Source organism: Myroides odoratimimus (genome assembly GCF_030326305.1).
GTDB lineage: Bacteria > Bacteroidota > Bacteroidia > Flavobacteriales > Flavobacteriaceae > Flavobacterium > Flavobacterium odoratimimum_A.
This window is the reverse complement of record NZ_JACAKB010000069.1, coordinates 1-2,093: the sequence shown is the minus strand read 5'-3', so window position 1 is coordinate 2,093 and position 2,093 is coordinate 1. Positions and strand designations below refer to the sequence as shown.

Sequence of the window (2,093 nt, the reverse complement as noted above, 5' to 3'; positions counted from 1 at the left end):
TGGTAAAGGATAGGTCAAAATTCATAGGCTTAATTTTTCTAACGCTACGCGTTAGGAATTACACTTAATAAATATACTTCTTTTTCTAATGCGGAATGTGGGATTATCAAATCAATTTCTAAGTCTCCTATTCTTTCTTTTTTGTCAACAATACCAGGTCTTTGATCTATATCTAATCTGTTCGATATTAATCCTCTACTATCTTTATTGCTTCCTCTTTTACGATATTTTCTCCCTTTATTTCGTAGATGCTTATAAAGCTTTCCTCCTTGCTTTTTATCCTTAGAAAAATAAGGAACAATACTATTATCTGTACTCTTCCATTCAATATTTCGATGAATATGATTATAGAATCCAAACCGAATCATTTCATTCTCAAAATCTATTTTTTTTATTAACAGTTCTTTATTGCTTATAATTAGACTTTTATATATGTTATTGTCATTTGTATAAGTAAAGTGTAGGCTTCCCCATTTTAGGACACCTCTAAATTCGACAAATAATTCTTATTATGTTCAGATTTGATGAAGAATTTAAATTCTTCATCAAATCTGAGCTTATATTCTTTAGGTGATTTATTCCCTAATGCTTTGTGAGGATGGTTAAAATTGTAATCCTCTCTCCATTTATCAGCCAATCTTTGTAACTGGTAAATATCATTGAAGTAAAAAGCATCTAATATATCCTCTCTAAAAAATCGATTAAAACGTTCTATATATCCATTCTGCATTGGTTTACCAGGTTGAGTATATTTTATCTCTATAAAGTTCTTCTTACACCAGTTTACAAAGGTTTTAGAGATAAATTCAGGACCGTTATCACATCTAATGTACTTTGGAGTCCCTATTTCATGTTTTAGGTTTTCTAATGTTTCTATTACCGCCCTTGCAGGATAACTTAATCCAGCTTCGATAGCTATTGCTTCTCTATTACAGTCGTCTAATACATTAAAAACTCGTACTTTTCTTCCATCTGTAAGTAAGTCACTTATAAAGTCCATACTCCAACACTCATTGAGTACTTGTGGTGTTTCTAAAGGCTGTTTAACTCTTGTTATTAAACGTTTCTTATGTTTTCTTCTTAGACTTAGTTTCATTAAGCGATAAACACGTAGAACTCTTTTTCTATTCCATACAAGTCCTTCTCTGCGTATCTTATGATAGTACTCATCAAAGCCGCGAGTAGGATATTGTTCTGCTAATTCGCTTAGTTTATCAATGACCTCTGTATCATCTTTTTTACTTTGATAATACCACATTGATCGGCATAGCCCAACTAATAAACAAATACGAACGATGGATAACTTATATTGCTCTAACAGATACTTTGCCCTTTCTATTTTATCTGCTGAGCTTAAAACTTTTTTGACAGAATATCTTTGAGCATTTTATTGTCTAAACTAACATCAGCATACATCTGTTTGAGCTTGCGATTTTCTTCTTCAAGTTCTTTTAAACGTTTCAACTCTTGTTTTTCCATTCCACCATACTTCTTTCTCCAATAGTAAAACGTGCTCTTATCAATACCTAATTCTCGAGAGATTTCACTTACTGATCTTCCCTGTTCATTTTCTTTGAGAGCCTTAATGTTTGGCTCTCACTAAAATTACTTGTTTTCATACTTGACAGTTTTGTTTAAAGTTAATAATTTCGAATTAACAACTGTCCGATTTTTAGGGAAGCCTACAAAAGCTGTAAACTTGACTATAGTCATTGTTTTTAAACACGCTGTTTTCTCCCAGTCCATTGGTAGAAATAGCGCGTACACGCCACGCATAACGCTTGCCTGGTAGCAAATTAGGTTTATTGATATCATACACCAAAGTAGTGCTGCGCAAATCCTCTTGTTTGTACAAAGCACGACTTACCTCAAAGGCAAAAGTGGGATCCATTGTCGGATCTAAAATTTCCTTTAACTCAAAGCTATAGCTAACATTAGTAGCGTTTAACTGACGTGGGGGCCAACTAAATATAATATTGGGAAAATCGCTAATGGCGATCTCCTCTTTGTTACTTGGTCGAACCTTAAAAAGTCATTTTAAACTTTAGATTGCAAAATAGTAAGTTGGTTATTGTATAAAACGCTTCTGTAAA

Annotated in this window: 2 protein-coding genes and 1 pseudogene; all 3 read right to left on the bottom strand. The window is 32.7% G+C overall.

What is annotated here, in order from left to right; translation table 11 throughout:
• Positions 1-101: 101 nt before the first annotated feature.
• Positions 102-284, bottom strand: a pseudogene (locus tag HX049_RS18275) (IS30 family transposase); the annotation flags it as partial.
• Between the two features lie 191 nt (positions 285-475).
• A complete protein-coding gene (locus tag HX049_RS18270; protein WP_286417806.1) occupies positions 476-1,321 on the bottom strand; it encodes an IS3 family transposase in 846 nt (281 codons plus the stop codon).
• A 32-nt stretch (positions 1,322-1,353) separates the two neighbouring features.
• On the bottom strand, positions 1,354-1,587 hold the full coding sequence (locus tag HX049_RS18265) for a transposase (RefSeq protein ID WP_286417804.1): 234 nt from the start codon (positions 1,585-1,587) through the stop codon (positions 1,354-1,356).
• Positions 1,588-2,093 lie beyond the last annotated feature (506 nt).